Annotated in this window: 17 protein-coding genes; 3 read left to right on the top strand and 14 right to left on the bottom strand. The window is 41.1% G+C overall.

Translation table 11 applies throughout. The annotated features are described in order from the left end of the window. The first annotated feature begins 97 nt into the window (after window positions 1-97). Together FHX64_RS09850 and cydB are read left to right on the top strand one after the other, a co-directional pair. Window positions 98-1654, top strand: a complete 1557-nt coding sequence (locus FHX64_RS09850) for a cytochrome ubiquinol oxidase subunit I (RefSeq protein WP_183413696.1) — start codon at window positions 98-100, stop codon at window positions 1652-1654. Window positions 1655-1710: 56 nt separating this feature from the next. After that, on the top strand, window positions 1711-2850 hold the full coding sequence (gene cydB, locus FHX64_RS09845; protein ID WP_183413695.1) for a cytochrome d ubiquinol oxidase subunit II: 1140 nt from the start codon (window positions 1711-1713) through the stop codon (window positions 2848-2850). A 203-nt stretch (window positions 2851-3053) separates the two neighbouring features. Here cydB and FHX64_RS09840 read toward each other — a convergent pair whose 3' ends face one another. From FHX64_RS09840 to FHX64_RS09815, 6 genes are read right to left on the bottom strand one after another with little or no spacing between them, the layout of a single operon-like run. After that, a complete protein-coding gene (locus FHX64_RS09840; RefSeq protein WP_183413694.1) occupies window positions 3054-3770 on the bottom strand; it encodes a LytR/AlgR family response regulator transcription factor in 717 nt (238 codons plus the stop codon). A 19-nt stretch (window positions 3771-3789) separates the two neighbouring features. Further along, on the bottom strand, window positions 3790-4824 hold the full coding sequence (locus FHX64_RS09835) for a sensor histidine kinase (RefSeq protein WP_183413693.1): 1035 nt from the start codon (window positions 4822-4824) through the stop codon (window positions 3790-3792). A 41-nt stretch (window positions 4825-4865) separates the two neighbouring features. Then, on the bottom strand, window positions 4866-6101 hold the full coding sequence (locus tag FHX64_RS09830) for an ABC transporter permease (RefSeq protein WP_183413692.1): 1236 nt from the start codon (window positions 6099-6101) through the stop codon (window positions 4866-4868). Then, complete coding sequence (locus FHX64_RS09825; RefSeq protein ID WP_183413691.1) at window positions 6094-6837, bottom strand: ABC transporter ATP-binding protein; 744 nt, start codon at window positions 6835-6837, stop codon at window positions 6094-6096. Before FHX64_RS09825 ends, FHX64_RS09830 begins: the two co-directional genes overlap by 8 nt. A 2-nt stretch (window positions 6838-6839) precedes the next feature. After that, on the bottom strand, window positions 6840-8003 hold the full coding sequence (locus FHX64_RS09820) for an efflux RND transporter periplasmic adaptor subunit (protein ID WP_183413690.1): 1164 nt from the start codon (window positions 8001-8003) through the stop codon (window positions 6840-6842). Between the two features lie 40 nt (window positions 8004-8043). Continuing rightward, window positions 8044-9378 (bottom strand): TolC family protein, encoded by a 1335-nt coding sequence (locus FHX64_RS09815; protein ID WP_183413689.1) that lies wholly within the window; start codon window positions 9376-9378, stop codon window positions 8044-8046. 169 nt (window positions 9379-9547) lie between these two features. On the opposite strand from FHX64_RS09815, the gene mfd reads away from it, so the two are divergent. Then, window positions 9548-12880: a transcription-repair coupling factor gene (gene mfd / locus FHX64_RS09810; protein ID WP_183413688.1), complete on the top strand. Its 3333-nt coding sequence runs from the start codon at window positions 9548-9550 to the stop codon at window positions 12878-12880. Window positions 12881-13094: 214 nt separating this feature from the next. Here the strand turns inward: mfd and FHX64_RS09805 are convergent, their stop codons facing one another. The 8 genes from FHX64_RS09805 to FHX64_RS09770 form a co-directional block, all read right to left on the bottom strand. Continuing rightward, entirely contained in the window at window positions 13095-13271 is a 177-nt protein-coding gene (locus FHX64_RS09805; protein ID WP_183413687.1) for a hypothetical protein, read from the bottom strand. Window positions 13272-13308: 37 nt separating this feature from the next. Further along, window positions 13309-14139 (bottom strand): IS5 family transposase, encoded by an 831-nt coding sequence (locus tag FHX64_RS09800; RefSeq protein WP_183411862.1) that lies wholly within the window; start codon window positions 14137-14139, stop codon window positions 13309-13311. Between the two features lie 55 nt (window positions 14140-14194). After that, complete coding sequence (locus FHX64_RS09795) at window positions 14195-14422, bottom strand: hypothetical protein (RefSeq protein WP_183413686.1); 228 nt, start codon at window positions 14420-14422, stop codon at window positions 14195-14197. 4 nt (window positions 14423-14426) lie between these two features. Beyond that, window positions 14427-15533: an RHS repeat-associated core domain-containing protein gene (locus tag FHX64_RS09790; RefSeq protein ID WP_183413685.1), complete on the bottom strand. Its 1107-nt coding sequence runs from the start codon at window positions 15531-15533 to the stop codon at window positions 14427-14429. Between the two features lie 183 nt (window positions 15534-15716). Further along, window positions 15717-15953: a hypothetical protein gene (locus tag FHX64_RS09785; RefSeq protein ID WP_183413684.1), complete on the bottom strand. Its 237-nt coding sequence runs from the start codon at window positions 15951-15953 to the stop codon at window positions 15717-15719. Next, the gene (locus tag FHX64_RS09780) at window positions 15943-17835 is read right to left on the bottom strand and encodes an RHS repeat domain-containing protein (protein ID WP_183413683.1); all 1893 of its coding nucleotides are present in this window, start codon (window positions 17833-17835) and stop codon (window positions 15943-15945) included. The genes FHX64_RS09785 and FHX64_RS09780 overlap by 11 nt, the downstream gene beginning before the upstream one ends. Window positions 17836-17983: 148 nt before the next feature. Beyond that, window positions 17984-18658 (bottom strand): imm11 family protein, encoded by a 675-nt coding sequence (locus FHX64_RS09775; RefSeq protein WP_183413682.1) that lies wholly within the window; start codon window positions 18656-18658, stop codon window positions 17984-17986. A gap of 10 nt (window positions 18659-18668) precedes the next feature. Continuing rightward, the gene (locus FHX64_RS09770) at window positions 18669-19562 is read right to left on the bottom strand and encodes an RHS repeat-associated core domain-containing protein (RefSeq protein WP_183413681.1); all 894 of its coding nucleotides are present in this window, start codon (window positions 19560-19562) and stop codon (window positions 18669-18671) included. Window positions 19563-19582: the final 20 nt, after the last annotated feature.

Here is a 19582-nt window from a genome sequence, read left to right as displayed (position 1 = left end):
TCTTTGTCCGGCACTTTAATCAAATCAAGGAGAAAGTATTCATTTTTACGCCTTAATTACAGAAAATTATAGTTATTCATTTTAATCCTTTTGAAACATGGGAACACTGGATTTGTCCATCGTTGATTGGTCACGCGTTCAATTTGCGGTGACTGCGTGTTATCATTGGCTTTCGGTTCCGCTTACGCTGAGTCTGGGCTTTATCATGGCAGTAATGGAGACGCTCTATTACCGCACGGGAAAAGAAGAATGGAAACGGATGACCAAGTTTTGGATGCATTTGTTTACCGCCAACTTTGTGCTGGGTATTGCCGGGGGTATTATCCTGGAATTTCAGTTTGGTACAAATTGGTCAAATTATAGCTGGCTGGTGGGCGATATTTTTGGTGCACCATTAGCTATTGAAGGCATAATGGCTTTCTTTCTGGAGTCGACTTTCTTTGTCGTCATGGTGTTTGGCTGGAATAAAACGAGCAAAGGCTTCCACCTGGCTTCTACGTGGCTAACGTGGGTTGGGGCAACACTTTCTGCCTTATGGATTCTGGTCGCGAATGCCTGGATGCAATATCCGACAGGAACGTTTTTCAACATCGATACGGTTCGAAATGAGATGACCAGCTTTTCTGCCGTTGTTTTTTCACCGGTAGCTATGTCCAAATTTTTCCACACGGTCACTTCATCATGGATTATAGGGGCTGCTTTTGTTATTGGGGTTAGCTCCTGGTATTTATTGAAAAAACGAAACATCGAGTTTGCCCATAAGAGCATTATGATTGCTTCTATTTTTGGATTGGCGGGCATTTTGCTGGCTGTTTTCACGGGCGATTCATCCGCTTATCAGGTGGCTCAAAAGCAACCGATGAAACTGGCGGCTATGGAAGGATTGTACAATGGACAGAATGGAACAAACCTTGTTGCATTTGGCGTGTTGAATCCAGAAAAGAAAGTTTATAATGATTCTATTTCTCCATATCTTTTCAAAATCACTATTCCCCATGGTCTTTCTTTGCTGGCATATCGTCATTGGAATGCTTTTGTTCCTGGTATTCAGGATTTACTGGATAAAAGTTACTTGTTGACGCTGAAAAACGGAGAACAGGTGAAACCATTGACGACGGATGAAAAACTGACATTCGGACGAATGGCGCATCAGGCTATGATTGATTATCGCCTGGCCAAGAAGGCGAAAAACGACTCACTGATGGCAGTAAATCGTGCCATTTTCGATGCCACATCTCCTTATTTTGGGTATGGTTACGTTACATCCAAAGCGCAACTGGTACCTGATGTACCGCTTACTTTCTATGCATTCCATTTTATGGTGATTTTGGGCGTTTTCTTCTTGCTCTTTTTCTTATATGTCTTGTACGTTGGCCGTAAAATTGAAAAGATGACCTGGCTTTTGTGGCTATCAATCTTCTCTATTCCACTGGCGTATCTAACTTCATTTTCCGGATGGATTGTAGCTGAAGTGGGACGTCAACCATGGGCTATTCAGGATCTGTTGCCTACGTTTGCGGCGGCTTCCTATGTTCCCGTGGCTTCCATTAAACTGACATTGACCATTTTTGTTGTGATCTATACGGTATTTGCCGTGGCTATTGTCGGAGTGATGGCTCATGAAATCCGGAAAGGCCCGGAAAGCATCAAATAGTTTTTGATGCAGTTGGTTTAGTTTGTTCAAAAATTAATATGTAAAAACTTAATACAATGGATTACGCATTTTTTCAAGCCTATTGGTGGCTTTTAGTCTCTTTGTTGGGCGCGTTGCTGGTATTCTTGTTTTTTGTTCAGGGAGGACAGACGTTGCTTTACACAATTGGTAAAACCGAAATGGAACGTACATTGCTGGTAAATTCATTGGGACGAAAATGGGATTTGACATTCACCACGCTGGTAACGTTCGGCGGGGCGGCTTTTGCTTCTTTTCCCCTCTTTTATGCTACTAGTTTTGGTGGTGCTTACTGGCCTTGGATGTTATTGCTGGTATGCTTTGTGGTGCAGGCGGTGTCGTACGAATGGAGAACAAAGGGCGGCAATATCTTTGGGCATAAAACCTTTGAGGCGTTTCTTTTGGTCAATGGGTTCGGAGGTCTGATATTATTCGGCATTGCCGTAGGAACCTTCTTTACGGGGAGCGAATTCTCAGTCAACAAAGGTGATTTGACTCAGCTTGCCATGCCGGTCATTTCTACCTGGCATACCCCATGGCATGGATTAGAGGCTGTCCTGAATATACGCAACCTGTTGCTTGGGTTTTCTATTTTCTTCCTTGCACGCGTGTTGGGGAGCCTTTACTTTATTAATAATATTGACGATGAAGCGGTGTTAAGACGTTCCCGTAGACAAGTGTTGTACGATGCTATTGCGTTTTTAGTCATGTTCCTTCCGTTCCTGATCTGGACTTTGTTCAGCCAGGGATTTGCTGTAGATCCGAGCGGAACGGTTTATCTGGAGAAAGGCAAATATTTTCTTAACTTTATCCAGATGCCTCTTGTGGGGATACTCTTTCTGATAGGGGTAGTCGCTTTGTTATATGGGATTTATCTGGGCACTTTTTCGAAAAGTACGAAAGGGATCTGGTTTGCCGGTGTTGGAACCGTTCTGGCGGTTTTGATGTTACTGCTGAATATCGGCTACAACCATACTTCTTTTTATCCTTCGGTATATGATTTACAAAGTTCATTGACGATTTACAACAGCTCTTCCAGCTTCTTTACCCTGAAGGTGATGAGTGTTGTGTCGTTGCTGATTCCTTTTGTCCTGGCCTACATTGTTTATGCATGGCGTGTGATGGATAAGAAGAAAATTGACCAAAAGGAGATGAACGAGGAGAGTGTGAAATATTAACTTCATGCTACAAGTTTCCTACCCAATAATTTGCTACTAAAATTGTCATTAGTGACTAACAAGGAGCGTTCAAAGCTATTAGTTTTGGACGCTTCCCAATTTAAATACCCGGATAATAAATAAAGAAAAAGGAGAATTTTACTTCTTTATGCCAAAAGAGTGAAGCAGCAGACAATTACCATGATAAGTGATACAATCTAGGATCATTTTAGCAGCGAACGATTGTGCAAAAGATTGTAAAATGAAGTTTTGTAGGAATCGGAAATTGGAACACGGATTTTTCCAAATACAATCCGATGATGTTCGATAACCTGTATTTTATCTACCTGGACAATAAATGAACGGTGTACTCTGACGAACCGATCGGAGGGAAGGCGATCTTCAAGCATTTTCATACTTAATTGTGCCATGAGTGGTTGTGTCATGCCTTCGAGGTGAAATTTTACATAATCGTTCCATCCTTCAATGAATAGGATGTCTGACGTTTTGACCTGCACCAGTTTGCTTTCACTTTTCACGATGAGGGTATCTTCTGCTACATGATTTACTGCTTGTTGGGCGATATTCTCAAACCAGCGCAGTGCTTTGTTGGCGGCTTGCAGGAACTCCTGATAACTAATCGGTTTTAACAAATAGTCAAGCGCATCGACACGAAAGCCTTCAAGAGCATATTGCTGAAAGGCAGTCGTAAATATAACTTTTGAATGATTACCCACCATTTTGGAGAAATCTAACCCGTTTAATTCCGGCATTTGAATATCCAAAAAATAGAGATCAATATCCTGGATATGAGCTGATTCCATTGCGATCAGGGCATTGTTGTATTTTCCCGCAAGCTGCAGGAAAGGAGTCTTATTGACGTAAGTCTCCAGCAGGTCAAGAGCTAAAGGTTCATCATCTACAATGGCGCATCGAATCATATCTTTTCAAATAAACAGGTTATATGTAGATTGTCAATTGTGCAAAATAGGTTGATTCCCTTTGCTCAAACAACAGCGTATGACGGTTTGGATACAATAATGCTATTCTTTTATGAAGATTGTCCTGTCCGATACCTGAACCGCTATGATCGCTGTCTGATTTTGGGAAATAACTGTTTTCGACGATACAGGTTACCTGCTTCGATGGAATCAGTTGAATATCGATGTGAATAAAAGAGGGATGAAGTGGGCTGATACCATGTTTGAATGCATTTTCGATTAACGAGATAAAAAGCATGGGAGCAATAATGTCATTGCCCGGATCATCGGGAATATTGCAAATGACTTCAATTTCTTTTGGGAGCCTTAACGACATCAGTTCGACATAGTTTTTCAAAAACCGGAACTCCTGCTGGATAGGGACATAAGTTTCCGTGTCTTCATACAGGACATAACGCAGCAAATGGCTGAGACGGTGCACTGTCTCTTGCGCCTGCTCTGCATGTATTGGAATCAGTGAATAAATATTGTTCAGGGTATTGAAAAGAAAATGGGGGTTTAATTGCGTTTTCAGGCTTTTGAGTTCTGTTTCAAACCGGTCTTTCTCCATTTCTTTGCGGGCTGCTTCCACCTTATACCACTGACTGGTCATCCGGATGGCTACACTTAGTCCTGCCGATAGTATCAAGGATGTTGCGTCTCGAAAGATAAAAATGTAGGCAGGCGGAGGCGGGGGGAAATGAGCTGTGAATGCCGCATGGAACGACGATACCATTTCCAAATGCAATAATCCGGCGCCGATAGATACCAGTAAAAGATTGGAAAGGATAAATTGCATCATCTTCCTGTTAAACAGATAGCGGGTAATCAGGAAGAAATAGTTGACGTAGAATACGATGAAGAACCAAAGCGTATTGGCAAAATATCCACCATATTTATGCAGGTCGGGATCACCTCTTTCCCAAATAAAAATAAACGGGAAGCCAAACAAGACACACCATGCCAGTATGTGAATAATCACTTCAATCTTAGGATTTTTCTTGATATGATTCATGGAGAGCAGTGTTTGATGAGCAAAGGTAACTATAAATTAGGCTATTCATACCGTATTGCCGCAATCGGGTCGAGGTTGGCCGCTTTACGTGCTGGATACCATCCGAAAAATATCCCGGTGGCCGTACATACTGCAAATGACAAAAATACTGTGTACCATTGGATAAAGATAGGCCATGAGGCAATATTATGTACCATTAAAGAAGCTCCAACGCCTACTAAGACACCAATAACACCTCCGGTTACGCTCAACAAAATGGCTTCGATCAGGAATTGTAGCATGATATCAATATTTCTGGCACCAATGGACATACGTAATCCAATCTCCCGGGTTCGTTCGGTTACTGATACATACATAATGTTCATAATGCCGATACCACCAACCAGAAGAGAAATGCCGGCAATGGCTGATAACAGAATGGTCATTAAGTTGCTGGTAGAACTTAACATGGAGATGAGTTCGTTTTGTGAACGGATAGAGAAATCGTCATCCTGATCGCTTCTCAGATGATGGTTTTGCCGCAAAATAGTTTCAATTTGTTGTGAGGCGCTATCAGCCACTGCCTCGTTGGTTGCCGAAACCATAATGCTATTGAGGTAATTAATAGCCAGAATACGTTTCTGAACAGTTGTATAAGGAGCTAGTATTAAATTGTCCTGATCTTGCCCCATTGGACCGGATCCTTTGGTTGCTAAAAGTCCGATGACACGGAATGGAATTTTGTTGAAACGGATTACTTTTCCAATTGGATTTTCCCCATTAGAGAACAAAATGGAATCGACGGTATGACCAATCACACATACTTTAGCAAGATCACGAATATCCTGATCGGTAAACATATTACCATTGGCAAGTTGGTATTTTCGGATCGACAGAAAAGAAGGATTGACCCCGGTGAGAGATGTCGGTTCATTATTAACTCCATAAATGACCTGTCCACTTGCATTGAATATAGGAGTGGCAGCTGAAATGTATTTACACTGATTAACTATGGATTCGTAATCCCTGAATTTCAAGGTTTGCATACTGCTTGCATCCAATCGTACACCTCCCATCATACCCATGCCCGGATCGATGGAAAGCATATTCGAACCCATGCCGGAAATTTGATTTTGAATGCTGCGTTTGGACCCTTGTCCAATGGCAAGCATAGTGATTACCGACGCTACGCCGATAATGATACCCAACATAGTCAGAAAACTTCTGAATTTGTTGTTGTTCAATGCCCGGAGTGCTATTTTGAACAAATTGCCAAAGTTGACGGATAGTTTAATCATCTTGTTTTGGAAATTTTTGAAGGATTTCTTTTGCCGATGCAATCGATGGATTCTCTGTTATCTGAGTGATTTTGCCATCCTTCAGCATAATGTTACGGCTACTGAAAGAAGCCAGTTCGGGATTATGGGTAATAAACACAATTGTACGGCCTTGTTCTTGATGTAATTCCTGAAAAAGCGACAATATTTCATACGAAGTTTTTGAGTCAAGGTTTCCTGTTGCTTCATCCGTCAGGATGATTGCCGGCTCATTGATCAATGCTCTGGCAATGGCGACCCGTTGTTGTTGTCCTCCCGAGAGCTGATTTGTTGTGTGATGCAAACGGTCGCCGAGACCTACGCTTTGCAAGGCTGCAATCGCTTTTTCTTTTCGTTCGTGGCTCGAAAATGCTGGATTATAAACAAGAGGTAATTCTACGTTTTCGATTGCAGATGTCTTTGGTAAAAGATTGTAAGCTTGGAAAACAAAGCCTATTTTCTTGTTGCGCAACACAGCCCGCTGATCTTTGCTCATTTTTTTTACGGAGATTCCATCCAGAAGATAGTCCCCTGAAGTGGCTGTATCCAGACATCCCAGCAGATTCAGCAGGGTGGTTTTCCCCGAGCCACTGGCTCCCATGATGGTTACGAATTCACCTTTCTCAATGGAGAAAGAGACTCCTCGTAATGCATGTACGACTTCGGTTCCTACAAGGAAATCGCGCTTTAGATCTTTTACTTCAATTAAACTACTCATAGTTAATTGGGTTTTCTTTTGTCGTTAGGACGTTTTGGCATAAAAGGACTTGCCCCTGCATCATCGGATGAAACTGTCTTTTTGCTTGAAAGTGTTTTTATATCTGTTACTACTTCGTCGCCTGCATGAAGCCCTTGTAAAACTTCCGTATGAATATCATCCGTTACGCCAACTTTTATTTGAACAGGTTTCATTGCTTGTCCATTCATCACCCAAATGGTTTTCATACTGTCATTCGATATGCCTGCCGGTTTTCCCGTCGGATGAAAATTCAGCGCTTTGTTCGGAATCAGCAAAATATGATTTTTCTGAATAATGTAAATGGTGACATTAGCAGTTAGTCCCGGCAACAATTTTAATTGCGGATTAGGCGCATTAATGACAACGGTATATGTCACCACGTTTGACGTTGTTGTTGGCTCAAGACGAACCTGGGTTACTACTCCCTGGAAAGTGTCATTAGGATAGGCATCTACAGTAAATGTCACAGTTTGTCCGTCTTTAACCTGTCCGATATCTGCTTCATCGACATTAGCCAAAACCTGCATTTGATGAAGGTTATTTGTAATCGAGAAAAGGGTCGGTGTACTGAAACTTGCAGCAACCGTCTGTCCTGCGTCCACATCCTTTGACAGAATAACCCCATCGATTGGAGAATAGATGGTGGCGTAGCCGAGATTTGTTTCGGCTACTTTTTTTGCATAACTTGCTTTTTGATAGTTTAGTTTTGCTGTTTCATAGTTATAGGTAGCTGTTTCCATATCTGTGGCGCTGATAGCCTTTTTTGCATAAAGCACTTTATCCCGGTTGTAGGTACTTTTCTGATAATCCATTTGTGTTTTTGCATTATTCAGGTCTGTTGTAGCTGAGGCCAGTTGCGAATTCAGCACCGTTTTATCCAGTTCGGCTAAAACCTGTCCTTTTTTTACCACTGAATTATAATCTACATAAACCTTTGAAATAATACCTGAAACTTGAGTTCCAACCGTAATGGTCTTGATGGGCTCCACCGTTCCGGTAGCAGTTACTGTGGTGGAGATGTCTCCTACGGTTACTTTGGCTGTAACTGGCATTTGTTTGATGTCGTCACTTTTTCTAAGTAAAGTGAACCCTGCTATGATAAGCAGAAGTGCAATGACTGCCCAAACTATCGTTTTTGTTTTCATCCGTGTATGTTTTTATGTTTAATCTTAAAATGCAATCCTGTTATTCTGCGAGCGTGATAGGAATATTTTGATAGAAGTTTAGTAATTTCAGGTTGAGAATAGCAGAATATTTTGCCTGCAGCATTTGTTGTTGCGCTGATAGATAAGTGTTTTTAGCTGTTAACAAGGCTACTGTATTTTGCATCCCCAGATTGAACTGATCTTCAACCAGCGAATAGCTTATTTGTGCCGATTTCTCCTGTTGTTGCGCTGCGAGATATTTCTGTTGCGCTGAAATCGTGTTTTGATAAAGCGTTTCGATGGTTTTCATTAAATCTTTCTTTGCGGCTTCAAGATTCAATTGGGCATTTTGAATATCCAATTGGGCTTTTTCTACTGCCGATTTGGTTTCACGATTATTGAATATGGGGATGCTAAGCGTTAACCCAATACTTTTTGAAAGGTTATTATTCAATTGCGTGCCGAATTTTGTATTCATGTTATTGTATTGATTTCCTGTTCCGATATCTCCACTTAAGGATAATGTGGGCCAATAAGCACCTTTACTTTTTTGATAGGTCAAAGTAGCTATTTTGACGCTAAGCTGACTGCTTTTGATTTCTGGACGGGAAGTCACTGCATTGTTATATAGTGTGTTAAGGTCTGAAATCGGTTGCAATATTTCATTATTTGATAAAGACGGAAAGTAAGGCTCGAACGAATCGTTAATTCCTAATTCCAGTAACTGTTTCAATGTCAGAATATCCTGTTGCAACGTGCTTTTTGCAACGGCTAAATTGTATTGATCAGTGCTCAGTTGTGTTTCAACCTGAGCATAATCATTCATGGCAATGGAGCCGGCATCGAGCATCTCTTTTGATTGTTTCAGTTCGGCCTCCGAGGTGGCAACTGTTTGTTGATCGGTTTTTACTGTTTCATTGTCATATAAAACCTGAAGGTAATCCTGGGTAATAGAGACTATGATGGAGTTTTTCGTTTGTTCGACAGTGAGTTCATTCGAAGAAACCTGAAGCCGTTGTATCTGTACATTTTTTTCTGTCTGATTCCCGTTAAATAGTGTCATGTTGGCGTTCAGAGAATATCTTCCGCCGATATCACTCTCGTTCACATACTGGTTGTTGACAAGGCTGGCAACTTTGCCATTAGAAAAGGTTTGTGAAAGTGACCCGCTTAACGAAGGAAGAAAAGCCGCTTTAGCAGTCAGTAAATCGATCTTGGATGATTTTACTCCGATATCTGCTTGTTTTACCTGGATGTTATGCGCTAAAGCATAATCGATACACTTGTTCAATGTCCATGTCGAATCGGCTGTTTGGGCATGTATCGTTAGAGGGGCTGTCAGAATAAAAAATATTAAAATTCGTAATTGTTGCATGGCAGTAAATCAATGAATTATGTTGCAAAAGTCTATTATAAATAAAGTGATGAAAAATAAATTCGGTAGAATGGTGAATAATGCCGGTAGAAATGACCTTTTTACCGGTCAATGACACGTTAAAAACCGGCGCAATTCTTGACGTGTTTTTTGTACCTTTGCATCACTTATGGAACTTTCGGAGTTATTATCGTTTTACTCTTCGCATCCACAAATTGTTGCTGTTGAAAAATGGATTGGATCAACAGAACAACATCTGCATATTAACGGACTTCTTGGCTCTTCGCGGGCATTGATGTGTGCTGCTTTGTTTTCAAACTTACACAACACCTGGTTGGTTATTTTGGATGATGCAGAAGAGGCTGGTTATTTTTATCATGACCTGACTCAGCTGTTGGACAAAGAATCCGTCTATTTTTTCCCTTCTTCTTATAAACGGTCGGTTACGCAGGAGAAAACAGATGCTGCCAACGAAATACTTCGTACGGAAGTACTGCAAACAGTGACTCGTCGTGAACCGGTGATTCTGGTAACCTATCCCGATGCATTGCTCGAAAAAGTTCTTGATTCAACAGGGTTGAACGATTGTACGCTGACATTGCATGTTGGAGAGCAGGTGGATACCGATTTTGTCATTGATCTACTGCTGGATTATGGTTTCATCCGGGTCGATTTTGTGTACGAGCCAGGGCAATTCTCTGTCAGAGGCAGCATCCTGGACGTTTTCTCATTTTCGAGCGAATTACCCTACCGAATTGATTTTTTCGGTAAAGAAGTGGAAACGATCCGGACATTTGATATTGAAACACAGCTCTCTAAGACGCCACAAGCCCGTGTGTCGATTGTTTCGGATCTTAAGCAACAGAAGCACGAAAATAAGATCTCTTTTTTTGAACTTTTAGCCCCGGAGACTTTGTGCCTGTTTTCCGACTACAGGTATGCCCGCCAGCGCATAAACAGCCTGTATGATGAGGTGTTGATTAAAACCAACGAGACGAAGAAACCGGTTCCGGATCTGTCTTCCCTGTTTATGAGCGGAGCGGAGATGGACGACAAGATAGCCCCATTCAGAACCATTGAGATTGGCAATCAGATATCCATGTCCGTTACTGCAAAAATTGAGTTCAATACCTCTTTACAGCCGCCATTTCATAAAAATTTTGATCTTGTAAGCCAACATTTTTTGCATAAACAAGAGGAGGGTTATCGCATTTTTGTGTGCAGTGACAGCAAAAAACAGCATGATCGTCTGGCGGCGATTTTTCACGATCGTGGTGACCATATTGTCTTTACAAATGTGCTAAAAACATTGCATGAAGGCTTTGATGATCACGATATGTCGGTTTGTGTCTATACGGATCATCAGCTTTTCGACCGTTTCCACCGTTATTCGTTGCGATCGGACAATGCGCGTACCGGGAAAATGATGATGACGCTTAAAGAGCTGAATCAACTGAATATAGGCGATTATGTGGTTCATGTGGACCATGGCATCGGTCGTTTTGGTGGACTGATGACTACAAATGTTGACGGAAAACGACAGGAAGTCATCAAGTTGCTGTATAAAGATGATGACATGATTTTTGTCAGCATCCATTCTTTACATCGCATTTCGAAATATAAGGGGAAAGATGGAGAAGCCCCTCATGTCAATAAATTGGGGAGTGGAGCCTGGGAACGACTGAAAGAGCGGACGAAGAAAAAGGTTAAGGATATTGCGCGGGAACTGATACAACTCTATGCACGGCGTCGTGCAGAACAGGGCTTTCGCTTTACTCCGGATAGTTATTTACAACAGGAGCTTGAGGCCTCATTTATTTATGAGGATACTCCCGATCAAATGAAAGCAACGGCTGACGTTAAACAGGATATGGAATCGGATTTGCCGATGGATCGTCTGGTGTGCGGAGATGTTGGCTTTGGTAAAACGGAAGTGGCTATTCGGGCTGCTTTTAAAGCGGCTACCGATGGTAAGCAGATTGCAGTTTTAGTACCAACTACCGTGTTGGCAGCACAACATTACCGTACGTTCAGTGAACGTTTAAAAGATTTTCCCTGTGTGGTCGATTATATGAGCAGGGCACGTTCGGCGGCAGCTATGAAAGAGTTGTTGCAACGACTGAAAGAAGGTAAAATTGACATTGTGATCGGGACCCATAAGCTGATTGGAAAGAATGTTCATTTCAAGGATCTGGGATTATTGATTATCGACGAAGAACAAAAATTTGGTGTTTCGGTAAAAGAACGACTGCGACAGATGAAGGTAAATGTGGATACTCTTACACTGACTGCAACGCCAATACCTCGTACATTACAGTTTTCGTTGATGGGTGCCCGTGATTTGTCAATTATCAACACGCCACCTCCGAATCGTTATCCGATTCAAACAGAATGGCATTCCTTTGATGAAGTAATCATTCGTGACGCGATCCGCTTTGAGATGGAACGTAATGGGCAAGTCTTTTTTGTGCACAACCGCATTCATTCCATCTATGAAATGGAAGCTTTGATACAGCGGCTGATCCCTGGGGTGCGGATTGCTGTAGGTCATGGGCAAATGTCTCCGGACAAGCTGGAGGAGGTGATCCTCGATTTTATCGATTACGAGTATGATGTGTTGATCGCAACTGCTATTATTGAATCCGGCATTGACATGCCTAACGTGAATACCATCATTATCAACCAGGCACAACAGTTTGGCCTGAGCGATTTACATCAGTTACGCGGTAGAGTGGGGCGTAGTAACCGGAAGGCGTTCTGCTATTTGTTTACTCCACCCGAAAACCTGTTGACTCCTGAAGCACGGCGCCGGTTGCAGGCTATAGAGAATTTTGCTGATCTGGGAAGCGGCTTCAATATTGCCATGCAGGATTTGGATATCCGTGGTGCCGGAAATATGTTGGGTGCCGAACAAAGCGGTTTTATTGCCGAATTGGGTTATGAAACATATCAAAAAATCTTGAACGAAGCCGTGCAGGAGCTCAAAGATGAAGAGTTTTCCGATCTCTACAGGGAGATTGCCGAGCAGCAGGAGTCGCAGGTTGATTATGTAATTGACTGTCAAATAGAATCGGATTTTGAAATGATGTTCCCGACAGATTATATTGAAAGTGTTTCGGAACGGATGAATTTATACCGTCAGTTGGATAACATCAACAATGAAAATGAATTGGCGTCATTTGAACGCGAGTTGATCGATCGCTTCGGCCCGATTCCCGAACAGGGAAAGGAACTGATCCAGGTGGTACGGTTACGTTGGTTGGCTAAGAGTTTCGGCTTTGAGAAAATGATTCTCAAAAATGAAAAATGGATTGCATATCTGGTGTCTAATCCTCAATCGCCTTATTATCAATCCGAAATATTTGGAAAGTTGTTGACTTATCTTTCCCATCATCCACATCGGTGTCAACTCAGGGAAGTGAAAGGAAAACGCTCCGTAGTCATTTCTTCCATTCGTAGCATCAGCGAATCATATGCCATTTTGCAAACCATCAAAGGGTAATCCTGATTTATTATTCTGCAGAGGTATGACTTATCCTTTTTTTTAATAAGCCATAAAATGATTCATGCTCACTAGATGCTTATTTTGTGAGGTTCTCACACCTTTAGTGTCAAAAATAAACACAGGAATCCAAAATTTATACAGCTAAATGATAGCAAGATTTATTTCCACCATCCCCTGCTTAATTGATTTAATCTATTGCTTAACAGTCTATTTACTGTGAATCATATTTTACCGGTATCTCTTTCCATCCATCCGGTGGTGCTGTTTTGATACTATCAGGAACAGGTTTGTCTTGAAGTAAACTAGAGATAAATGGTTTTTTAGTATCATACTTTACAAAATACCGGCCTCCTAATGCTTTCGTGCTATCTTTATAATTGTCTGACATGACATTCTTTTTGTTATTAACAAAATATACATAGAAGTCATCTTGACTTTTTCTGTTTAGTAATTTTCTTAAGTAGTATCACGATAAAAGCGATAAGGTTAAAGCTTTGCCAACTGGAGCAAGTAACATCAAATCTGTTCAATAGAGATCTGAAACTATCCATCCATGCATTGGTTCTTTCTATGCAATAGCGTTGCTGATAGAGCAATTCATCGAAGAATATATCATCCGTATGTGCTGCGTTACGCCAGTTAATAGCGATGTTGGGTATTATTTCATGGGAAGAACAGAATTCTCTGAACTCCGCAGAGTCAAAACCTGCATCGGCATTAAGAAAAAGACCATCAACTCTTATATCGGAGTTATTCAGCGAATCAATAATGTCGGTAAAACGTTCTTTAATTTGATGTAAATCATTGTGATTCCCTTCTATCGGGTCTGATATGGCCAATGGGATACCTTGTCTGTCTGTAAGATAAAGAGCATTGGTAGTCTTCCTTTTCTTCCGACCCTGATAAGCAACCTGTTCTCCTCCACGTAATGCGGGGGTATGGCTGCCATCCAAATCAACACTGGACATGTCCAATGAGGCTCTGTATTTATTCAATAAACCAAACCAGATTTGTTGTAACACTCCTGATTTACACCATGTACGAAAATAACCGAAAACAGTCTTATAATGCAATACGACATTAGAAAATAAACTTTTAACGGGCAACATATGCCATTGACAACCTGTTTTTAATTTGTACAATATGCAGTTAACAATCTCGGCGATATCACACTTTGTCCTGAACCCTCTCTTGGGTACAGGGATGAATGGCACTATTTCTTTATTTATTGTATCTTTGTCGAGTACTAAGTACATGGGGAAGAGTGGTGTTTTATAGTTTTGCTTTTCATAAAACGGCTCTTCCCTTTTTTTAGTATTTAAAGCTTGTAAAAGTCAAGACGAATTCATATTCTACTTTTTCTCCTGCCCTTAATGTCCAATAGGTTCCGGTTGTTGTTCCGATCGTATATCTTCCATGAGTTCTGAATTCATATTGCCATATTTGGCCAAATATAATCCAAAAAATAAATCCGCCAAAAACTATAATAAACGGAATGAGTTGCTGATAAATCCATTTCTTTTTTTCTTGTGTTATCATAATCTTATTTGTTTTCTAAAGATGATTCTCCAGCAGCAGATGCAGCAGTTGGGGCTGCAATTAAAGAATTCGTTACTCCAGTTCCAATACTCGGATTTATACTTCCCGCCGTACGCATATATATTCCTATTGTAAAAGTTTTAAATGCTGCAGTATTTGTCATAAATTCTGTTCCATATCCAAAAGAAAGCCCGATGGCAAGATTGGTGAAATATGCAGAATTTGATTTATCGCCAGTGAATGTAGATTGAAAACCTGTATTTGGGTTATAACTTAAAGCACCAGATAATAAAGCGGTATTGAAAGGATTTACTCCTAGTCCCGTTAGTACGCTCCCCAAAAGGTTTACATCGTTCAAAGCTTCCTTAGCATTTCTTTTTGCTATATATGCTCCTCCAAATTGTCCAAAGGCATCTGCAATAGCTTTAAATGCCATCCAGCCTATTTTCGATGTGGCAAATTCTGTGGCAAACCCTTCTATTGTTCCAGCTCCTCCAAGTATAGTTAACCCTGCACGCATTTCCATATTAGCACCTCTGTTTAATTCTTGCGGAGTATAGATGTGGGGATTAATCCGATTATCCAGGTATCTTCTATTGCCAAAGGCCAATTCTCCAAATACAAAATACATCAATGTTTGCTTATAAAGTGCTGGTGCAGTAACCTCCACTTCTTGCATAGTTCCCCGAGTCGTACTGGTATATGTATTATCTTTTGAATTGTATGTGCAAGAATCCATTCCTAAAGGATCGATGGCATTTATCAGATTATCTCCCACATACGCATATGGACTCATATTATAATACTTCTCACAAAGTGGATCCATCGTAGTAAATTCCGGCACATTGACCGATCTCATCCGTGCTTCGTTATCTATCCAGTTCAAGCCATGCATGCCCTGCATCTCCATCCCTGTATGCCGGTAGGGCTGCACGTTGCCTCCGTTTACTACGCTTTCGCCAAAGCGCATCCCGCTGGGATAGTAATCACTGTATTCTACCACTTGTCTTGTCTGGTTCAGCACTTCCCGGTTGCTTCCCAAATGGTCTTTCAGGTAGTAGTAATAGACACCGTTCTGCCAATAGCCTTCCGGGGTGAGTATTTCTTTCAAAGAGCTGTTCTGATAGATCGCATCGCCGCAATAGTCCGTCGTCAGGGTAGTCGAGGAGGTCAGGCGGGTGATCGTATCCTGTTGTAATAACTATATAATGGGGGTATTCCTCTCTTTTTTGCTTTTTGTTTTCTTGAGCTATTGTTTATGTTTTGACTATTGTTTGTTATCTAGTGAATAATATTAAATATTCCATTTCCTTTTTTCTTTCAGATACCATATTAATACAGTAAATACTATTGATATTATTGAAATAGATGGAATTTCTTTCACCATTTCTTTCCAAGTATATGCTGCAGTTGGAAATATTGCTGATCCAAATATGGGATTATTGCCTGCTATTTTTCTAGAAATAAATTGAATGCAAAACAGAAGCATAAAGATGCCAATATAGAACAATATTTTTTTTCTATTTTTCATGTGATGTTTTGTTAATTTCGTTATGGATGTCATTAGCCCCCAAAATTACTTGTATTAATTGTTGATAAAAATCGAAAGTTGGATTCATGCTTGGTTGTGGCGAATCAGCAGATAATGAAGCATGCAATGCATTGCCCAGAAAATATTGCGCATAGCCAGCTGCTAACCCGCCAATTCTGGCCGTAGCTTTCGGATACTCCATTGCATAGAGGATACTCTTCAAAAGGAATTGTTCTGTAGCACTATATCCCATTTTGACAAGTGTGGATGCTGCAATTCCTACCACATCGGTTGGCAAAAACAATAAGCCTATTTCCATTTCCGCATCTACCTCTCTTCTGATCTCTTCGGGTGACGGGATATACCGATTAATTCGGCTGTCTAATTCCCTGTTGCCATCTAAGTCGCCAATAAAAGGATAAAGCCAGCTATGGCCCTGATCAGAGGTATTTGAATGCTGATTATAGGATTTTGGAGCTTGACCTATGACAGTGACTTCATTTTCTGTTGTTGGCAGATTAGTCCCGTTTTCTCCATTCCCATACCCTTGAGCTGCAGCATTACATGCTTTCAACATATTCTCCATACTGCCTGTACCGTTATTAATATCTTGCAAATAGCCCCAATATGCATAGATATCATCTCCTTTTATAGTATAACTATTACTTTTACTATCATAAACTACTGTCATTCCATCCGGATCCACATAATAAATTGGATTATCTGCACAATAACCATACGGACTTATGCCATAATACATTTCTGCCAACGGATCGATGGTCGTAAATTCCGGCACATTGACCGATCTCATCCGAGCTTCGTTATCTATCCAGTTCAAGCCATGCATGCCCTGCATCTCCATCCCCGTATGCCGGTAAGGCTGCACGTTGCCTCCGTTGACCACGCTTTCGCCAAAACGCATGCCGCTGGGATAGTAATCACTGTATTCTACCACCTGTCTTGTCTGGCTCAACACTTCCCGGTTGCTCCCCAAATGGTCTTTCAGGTAATAGTAACAGGTGTTTCCCTGCCAATAGCCTGTCGGCAGCAGTATGCGCAGCAGGGTATCGTTCCGGTAAACGGCATTGCCCAGGTAGTCGGTGGTGATGGTGGATAATACCGTAGGGTTGGTCAGTACGGTGTCCAGGTTGGTCACGGGAATGGTGACTCCGCCGGGGCATGTCTTGTCTGTTACTTCCTGTTTTGTGCCTGTAGCTGAATAGTGGTAGAGGATTTGGTGTCCCTGGTAGAACTGGATGGTATCGGGCAGGTTCAGCAGGTTGTAGCGTATTCCCCAGATATCGCTGTTCGTATCGTACAGGGTATTGCCATTGGCGTCATAGGCCCGGCAGTTCCCGCTATTGGCCGTGTTGACCTGGTACTCTTCATCTCCATAATAGAGCCCGTCGCTGCCATTGTCCGTGACTTTGGTCAACTGGTTCCCGTTATGGGCCAGGGTCAGGTTGTCTATCATCCCGTAACTCATGGCTGGTGTGTTTGATTGTAATCCGTACCGCACAAAGTTAGTGATATTTCCCATTTTATCATAACTGTAGGTTTCGGTGTATTGCCCGCTGGTTCCTGCTGCCACGCTGCCGCTCCAGCCGCAGTAGGTACCGTCGGTCAGGCGGTTCAGGCCATCGTAGCCGAAGGTGTAGGCACGGTTGTACTTCAGGTTCTCAGCAGGGATGCTCCACTGTATGCCGGCTATATCGCCGTTGTATGCATTCGAGAAATCAGGCAGGCTGGCGGAGTTGGTCTCGTAGTAGAGATTTTCCGTGAAATGGCTGCTAGCGATGCTTGTCAGCCAACTGCGGACATTGTAGCTATAGCTGGTGGTATCGACCGTGCCTCCCATGACTTTGGCCTGTAATCTACCCAAGGGGTCGTAGGTGTTGGTGGTATATAGTACGGGAATGGAGGAACAACTCCCACTATCTCGCTATGTTATATTCTGAAAATTACATTTGACATTACAATTGCATATCAATTACTATTATGCCATCGCTACTTTGGATAAATTATTCATGTTAGCTAAATTCTATATTGTTAGCCGGAATCAAATTACAACCAGTCAAATTATTTTTTATAATCTCACTATATAAGCGACTACTAACATAAATATTCCCATCTATAAGCGAAACTATAAACAAATCTAACCTTTTTTCAAAGTTTGATTGCATAACAATTTTATCTCCCCAAATAGTCCAAAAGTTTTCAGTATCTTTGATTTTTAGCTCTTCCCGCTTCTTTAATAAATCTTCTTTGGATTCTACAAGCACACTCCCCTTTTTATTAAATAAATCATATTCAACAAATGTCGATTTCTTGTAATCAACATAATCAGAATAATCAGAAATAATATGCAGCCAATAATAATCATATTCTCTTCCCTTTTTTCCGTGCAAGGAACATGGATAAAAACGATGCGGGCATAAATTAAAATCTTCCAAAAGTAATTTAGTTTTCAAACTTACAATGATAGTATTAAATGAATTGCTTATAAAGTCTGTTAGTTTAGCATATCCAGCAAGTTTCAAACCACTCAGATTAGGAACAAAATTAGGAAATTCAAATCGATATTTATATAATTCAAAAATGGCTTTTTCCCCATTTGGATCATATTCTTTAGTAAATTTGAAAACTTGAGGAAATCCATTGCCAATTATTTTTGGATCAGTAGAATCTTTTAAAATATAATGCATTGCGTTTTTGTTAATTATAATTAGGAACATAACTTGGCACATATTTCTGAGCTTTAATCATGGTATGATCAATTGGGGCGACATCATTCATTAAATGCAGGTCGTTTATTTTTACATTTGGATTATTTTGAATAACCTGTCTAACATTACGAACAATAGTTCTTACTGCTTTAGTAGCATTATCTCCTTGGGCATTTTGAAAATCAGAAAGCTTATTGTTAATTTGTTCTGTATAATTTGGATGGTTCCCATGTTGTCCTTCTCCTGTTTGTCTAACAAACTTTTCAACAGGCATTTTATTCTCTTTCCCTTCAAACTTAAACCCATTATTACGTGCCTCTCTTATTACTGGATTATTTTTTAATGAACGCGGTAAAATGTGATGGTCTTCAATCTTCGAAAACTTATCTGAACCTTCTTGTCCAATTTTACTGGCTGTTTCAATGATAGGCTTTTCTGTAGTTATTATAGGTTCATCTGATCCCATTAATAAAGGATCTGAAATTCCCAAAAGAGGAGATACAAATATTTGTTTCCCATCCGGATCCACATTCTTTACCGGATCATCCGAACAATAGGCATACGGACTCACACTGTAATACTTTTCACAAAGCGGATCCACCGATGTCCACACGGGGATACCGGTCTCCCTTCTTCGTGCTCCGTAGTCGTACTGGTTCAGCCCGTTCATGGATTCCAGTTCTTTCCCGTTGTAGCGGTAGGGCAAGGCGGCGCTGTTGCTTGTGCTTTCTTCAAAGCGCATCCCGTCCGGGTAGTAGTCGCTGTATTCTATTACTGCCTTACTCTGGTTCAGCAATTCGGTGTTGTTGCCCTGGTGGTCTTTCAGATAGTAGTAATAGACGCCGTTCTGCCAATAGCCTTCCGGGGGGAGTATTTCTTTCAAAGAGCTGTCCTAGTTTCCTA

This window comes from Microbacter margulisiae (genome assembly GCF_014192515.1).
Taxonomy (GTDB): Bacteria; Bacteroidota; Bacteroidia; order Bacteroidales; family Paludibacteraceae; genus Microbacter; species Microbacter margulisiae.
This window is presented reverse-complemented; position numbering and strand designations above follow the sequence as displayed.

Coding starts and splice junctions, on each gene's coding strand:
- FHX64_RS09850 (WP_183413696.1), top strand. CDS start 98: ATGGGAACACTGGATTTGTCCATCGTTGATTGGTCACGCGTTCAATTT.
- cydB (WP_183413695.1), top strand. CDS start 1,711: ATGGATTACGCATTTTTTCAAGCCTATTGGTGGCTTTTAGTCTCTTTG.
- FHX64_RS09840 (WP_183413694.1), bottom strand. CDS start 3,770: ATGATTCGATGCGCCATTGTAGATGATGAACCTTTAGCTCTTGACCTG.
- FHX64_RS09835 (WP_183413693.1), bottom strand. CDS start 4,824: ATGAATCATATCAAGAAAAATCCTAAGATTGAAGTGATTATTCACATA.
- FHX64_RS09830 (WP_183413692.1), bottom strand. CDS start 6,101: ATGATTAAACTATCCGTCAACTTTGGCAATTTGTTCAAAATAGCACTC.
- FHX64_RS09825 (WP_183413691.1), bottom strand. CDS start 6,837: ATGAGTAGTTTAATTGAAGTAAAAGATCTAAAGCGCGATTTCCTTGTA.
- FHX64_RS09820 (WP_183413690.1), bottom strand. CDS start 8,003: ATGAAAACAAAAACGATAGTTTGGGCAGTCATTGCACTTCTGCTTATC.
- FHX64_RS09815 (WP_183413689.1), bottom strand. CDS start 9,378: ATGCAACAATTACGAATTTTAATATTTTTTATTCTGACAGCCCCTCTA.
- mfd (WP_183413688.1), top strand. CDS start 9,548: ATGGAACTTTCGGAGTTATTATCGTTTTACTCTTCGCATCCACAAATT.
- FHX64_RS09805 (WP_183413687.1), bottom strand. CDS start 13,271: ATGTCAGACAATTATAAAGATAGCACGAAAGCATTAGGAGGCCGGTAT.
- FHX64_RS09800 (WP_183411862.1), bottom strand. CDS start 14,139: ATGTACTTAGTACTCGACAAAGATACAATAAATAAAGAAATAGTGCCA.
- FHX64_RS09795 (WP_183413686.1), bottom strand. CDS start 14,422: ATGATAACACAAGAAAAAAAGAAATGGATTTATCAGCAACTCATTCCG.
- FHX64_RS09785 (WP_183413684.1), bottom strand. CDS start 15,953: ATGAAAAATAGAAAAAAAATATTGTTCTATATTGGCATCTTTATGCTT.
- FHX64_RS09775 (WP_183413682.1), bottom strand. CDS start 18,658: ATGCATTATATTTTAAAAGATTCTACTGATCCAAAAATAATTGGCAAT.